Here is a 4,131-nt window from a genome sequence, read left to right as displayed (position 1 = left end):
GTTCCGATGAAAGAGCACGGATAAAAACCGGACAATCTGAAGTGATGAAAAGCGGACAATCTTCATTGGCGTTGACACCGAGGCGATTTGCGAAGCAATGAGTCGACCCGGCATGCGTTTTGTGGCGATCAAGACGGTCGAGCAACAGGAAATCCAGGCGGTCCATCGGGTTCGCGCCGGGGTCATGAACCAGCGTAAGGCGAAGGGAAACCAGATTCGTGGCCTGGTGGCGGAGTATGGCCTGATCGCCCCGAAGGAACTGCTGCATCTGCGCCAGGCGATACCGCAGTGGATTGAGAACCAGGAAAATGGGCTCAGTGACCGGTTCCGGCGCTTGCTGATCGGACTCTGGGACGATCTCCGCGCCCTGGATGAGCGTGTTGCCGAGCTGGATGCCGAGATTATTGCTCTCGCGGCAGCGGATCCCGTTGCCACGCGCCTGCAACAGCTCAGAGGCGTTGGTCCGATGACCGCAACCGCCTTGATTGCCGCCGTCGGTGATGCCAGTCAGTTCGCCAATGGCCGTCAGATGGCGGCCTCGTTGGGGTTGACGCCCAAGCAGCACAGTTCAGGGGGCAAGGAGCGGCTTCTGGGGATTACCAAGCGGGGAGATGCCTATGTGCGTTGTCTACTCATCCACGGAGCACGTGCCATGATCCGAACGGCGAAGACCAAACCCGACCCACTCAGTCTGTGGGTGATGCGTCTTGCCACGACGCGACATCCCAATGTCGCCGCAGTGGCGTTGGCTAACAAAACGGCACGTATTGCCTGGGCGATGATGCGACGAGGTACAACCTACCAGCCGCAGCTGGCCGCACAAGGTGTTTGATTGCTATCAATGACTTAACAACAGGAGCCCACCACGATTGCTAAACATGCTGCTTGATGGCTAACAGGTCGAACCGGCGCTGGACGAACCCGAGCATGTCCGTGGCCCCTGAGCCCGTCAAAGCGATTGGGAGTCAGCGCGCGAATAGCCCATCAGGGTCCTGCACCTCGGCAAAGGTGCGTAGTGAGAGACCGGATATACGTGAGCGATCGATACCTGAGGCCAGAGGCGGGATGTTGGCAAACGAGGAGGAGTCCATATACGGACAACCTTCATTGGCGTTGACAATGTCTTGTCGATAGAGGTGGCAGGACCTCCCAGGTTCCTGGGGAGTCTCTATGCCGACATGCCCCGCTCTCAGACCCCGGCAGGCCGAGTGACGCCAGGCCAGTCTCGGCGCCTCGTACCGCCTTCCGCCCTATTCATGACGTCGGCACCTGCCACAATCCCGCTTTCGGGGCTCAATCACGCGGCCTATCGGCTCGCTGTCTACGTCCGCACGGTCACCCGTACCGACGCAAGACACGCTTCCAGCTGGTGGCCAGCCTTGACTGGGTGGGGTTGGCTACCCACAAGACTCCAAACACAATTTCCTCGGCTGCTTACAGCCGATTCCCAAGTGACCAGGCTTCTCCTGGCGCACGAAAAAGGCGGGATAATGTGCATTTCTAACCGTTCGAATCCTTCTGCCAGGTAGCATTAGCGTACGCGTCACGATTGACCTGGCTTGCGGTTCCACATTTGACTCTTGATTAACCACGCACCAGAGGGCTGCCTGTGTAGGAGCCACGTCACTGTCAACAGGAAGTTGGATGTCTTGCCATCCGCATGGGTGACCATGGACACCTCGACGTCTACGATACCGTATATCCAATCTTCGGCGATCGACAGTGCTTCACGTGGGGTGGATTTTACGTTCCATTTCGCTGCGTCGTAGTCGGCCTGTTCGCCTTTTTGAATCTGCTCCGGCCCGTACTCAGGTTGTGATCCTGGTGGCATCCGAATCGCGTCTTGGGCGAAGAGCCGAGTGTACGCTCCCGAGTCACTCGCGTTGACAGCGCTTGAGTAAGACTGGCACATGGCTTGGATCACTTCGTCAGCTTTGGACACTGTTTCGGACTCCTTAGATTATATATGCCTTAATCTATATATGCCGATACAACAGCCGAACGTCCGTATGCGTCCGGTGATCCCATCTTTCGCTGAGCCCCGACTTCCATGACGGTAGGTGTCCACCTATTCCTAAGTGGACACCTATCATGACTGACTTAAGCGTGTTGGATGCGCCTCGCAAGCGTCGCCGTTTCACTACCGCGTTCAAGACCAGGATCGTCGAGGCCTGCCAGCAGCCCGGCGCTTCGGTGGCCGGCATTGCCCTGAAGCACCGCCTGAACGCCAACCTGGTTCACAAGTGGATACGCACCGCCCGTCAGCGGGATACGATGACCGAGACGCCGGCATTCGTGCCGGTGCCCCTGGCCAGTGCCCCACCATCGGCCACGCCTTCGTCACACACAACGGAACCCATTCGCCTCACGATCCCCCGCCCCAACGGGCGGGTGGTCGTCGAGTGGCCAGCCGCAGCGGCCGACGCTTGCCGGCGCCTGATCCGGGAGCTGCTCGCATGATCCGCATCGACGAGATCTGGCTGGCCACCGAGCCGCTGGATATGCGCGCCGACCCCGACACGGCGCTGGCTCGGGTAGTAAAAGTGTTCGGCGCTGCCAGGCCGCACTGCGCCTATCTGTTCGCCAACCGCCGAGGCAATCGCATCAAGGTGCTGGTTCACGATGGCCTGGGAATCTGGCTCTGTGCCCATCGCCTGAATCAGGGCAAGTTCCATTGGGCCGGCACTTGGCACGGTGACCGGGTCGAGCTGTCGCCCGAACAGGTGACGGCGTTGGTGCAAGGCCTGCCTTGGCAACGCCTCGGGCTGGCGGGTGCCATTTCGGTGCTTTGACGCTTAACGAGCCTGGCAGCACAGAATCCACTGGCTGACCATTCGATGATTCGCGAATCCCGTTGCACCCTTCGTAAAACCCTCAAGGAGGCGGACATCACGCGCCACAAGGGGGCTCCCGAGGGGCGCGAGAGTGGCGATGGAAATGATTCAGTCCCTGGGAAGCCTACCCGTTATGGATATCAGAAACGTCACCAGCAGCAGACGCCAGAGCAGCGCTACCCCAGTTGCCTGACCGATGCAGAATGGGAGCGGGTGGCCGATATCTTTGAGCGTGATGGGGATCGTGGCACGCCCCCTCGTTACTCCCGACGCTTGGTGGTCGACGCGAGCTGTTATGTGGTCCGCAGCGGGTGCTCATGGCGGATGTTACCCAAGGAGTTTCCGCCCTGGCAGAACGTGTATCGCACCTTTCGCCGCTGGAGCGAACAGGGCAAATTTGAGCAGATGCACGACCGCTTGCGCGCTCAATGGCGGGAGCGTGAAGGGCGTGACACGATGCCCAGTGCCACCATTCTGGATGCCCGATCGACACGGCATTCGCCCCAAGGCGGAACCAGTGGCTACGACGCTGGGAAAAAGGTCAAAGGCCGCAAGCGTCACGTCCTCGTCGATACGCTGGGGCTGGTACTCGCGGTGAGCGTGACGGCCGCCAGCGTGCAGGACCGTGGCGGCGCACACCCTGTTATGGCCAATGGAATGGAAAAGTATTCAGGAATATCAACGGTTTTTGTTGATACGGGCTATGCAGGACGCTGTGCGCAGACGATCAACCAACAGCACGGCATTGCGGTCGAGGTCGTGCGCCATCCTGCCAATGCCAATGTGGGCCGTTGGTGCACACCGGACCAGGGAGACCTTTTCACACGGCAGCCGGAGGCCAAGGGCTTCACTGTCCTTCCGAAACGGTGGGTCGTCGAGCGTGCCCATGCCTGGATCGAAAAAGTACGTCGGCTGGTGATGCACCATGACCGACGTGCTGAGGTCTCCGAAGCCCGGGGCTGGCTGGCCGTTGGCCGCCAATTGCTCAATCGATTAACGCACACGGCCTGAATCTTTTGTAAACACGCTCTTAGGGAATGAACCGATATTACAAGTTTTAAGCAAATTTTGTTTGCTTTGGCAGTGCGCTACTCGGCTGTTTTCTCCGATGTCCCGCCATCACTCCTCCCGCATTTCTGTTCGAGGAGTCTAGGAAGCACGCCATATCCCTTGAACCCGCCTCATTCATAAGGGTGACGGACGAGCGTTATGAACCCCTTGGTTGATCTATGCCCTTACTGGCTTTCTCAGGCTCCTTTCATAACGTTCAGGAATTGATATTGACCGCCGGCGCAGC

The 4,131-nt window shown here is 59.1% G+C and carries 4 protein-coding genes and 1 pseudogene; 4 read left to right on the top strand and 1 reads right to left on the bottom strand.

Features of this window, described 5'->3' with window-relative positions:
- Positions 1-58: 58 nt before the first annotated feature.
- Entirely contained in the window at positions 59-832 is a 774-nt protein-coding gene (locus tag KG088_RS19365) for an IS110 family RNA-guided transposase (RefSeq protein WP_319941487.1), read from the top strand.
- A gap of 711 nt (positions 833-1,543) precedes the next feature.
- Here the strand turns inward: KG088_RS19365 and KG088_RS19360 are convergent.
- Positions 1,544-1,942 carry a YybH family protein gene (locus KG088_RS19360; RefSeq protein ID WP_213828233.1) on the bottom strand — a complete coding sequence of 133 codons (399 nt, stop codon included), beginning with the start codon at positions 1,940-1,942 and terminating at the stop codon, positions 1,544-1,546.
- 149 nt (positions 1,943-2,091) lie between these two features.
- Here KG088_RS19360 and tnpA point away from each other — a divergent pair, with 149 nt between their 5' ends.
- The 3 genes and pseudogenes from tnpA to KG088_RS19345 form a co-directional block, all read left to right on the top strand.
- Positions 2,092-2,460, top strand: coding sequence for an IS66-like element accessory protein TnpA (gene tnpA, locus KG088_RS19355; protein WP_213828232.1), 369 nt, complete (start codon positions 2,092-2,094; stop codon positions 2,458-2,460).
- Positions 2,457-2,792 carry an IS66 family insertion sequence element accessory protein TnpB gene (gene tnpB / locus KG088_RS19350; protein WP_213828229.1) on the top strand — a complete coding sequence of 112 codons (336 nt, stop codon included), beginning with the start codon at positions 2,457-2,459 and terminating at the stop codon, positions 2,790-2,792. The genes tnpA and tnpB overlap by 4 nt, the downstream gene beginning before the upstream one ends.
- A 66-nt stretch (positions 2,793-2,858) precedes the next feature.
- Positions 2,859-3,845, top strand: a pseudogene (locus tag KG088_RS19345) (IS5 family transposase); the annotation flags it as partial.
- Between the last annotated feature and the right edge of the window lie 286 nt (positions 3,846-4,131).

This window comes from Halomonas jincaotanensis, assembly GCF_018448785.1.
Taxonomy (GTDB): Bacteria; Pseudomonadota; Gammaproteobacteria; order Pseudomonadales; family Halomonadaceae; genus Halomonas; species Halomonas jincaotanensis.
Note: the sequence above shows the minus strand (reverse complement) of the source record. Positions and strands in the feature narration are given on the sequence as shown.